General features: G+C 62.7%; 1 pseudogene. It reads right to left on the bottom strand.

Going from position 1 to position 306, the window contains the following annotated elements:
* Window positions 1–306 (bottom strand): annotated as a pseudogene (locus tag L1069_RS24055) (transposase); the annotation flags it as partial.

The raw sequence follows: 306 nt of genomic DNA, 5'->3' as shown, positions 1-306 counted from the left end.
TCTTGCGTTGCTTTCTGCCGGGGATGCAGGCGCGTATCCCTTTGTCTTTCAACGCGTCCCTGAACCAGTCGGCGTCATAGCCACGATCCCCGAGCAACCAGTCGACCTTTGGCAGGCTACTGAGCAGTGCCCGCGCGCCGATGTAGTCGCTGACTTGGCCGGCGGTGACGAACAGGTTGAGCGGCCGCCCTTGGCTATCGCAGATGGCGTGCAGTTTGGTGTTCATGCCGCCCTTGGTCCGACCGATCAGGCGTCCACGCCCCCCTTTTTCGCGGCCATGCTGGTCGCAGTGCGGTGTGCCTTCAA

It is taken from the genome of Leisingera sp. MMG026, from assembly GCF_021654205.1.
Classification (GTDB): Bacteria; Pseudomonadota; Alphaproteobacteria; order Rhodobacterales; family Rhodobacteraceae; genus Leisingera.
The sequence above is the reverse complement of the archived record's forward strand: the minus strand, read 5'-3'. Positions and strand labels throughout refer to the sequence as shown.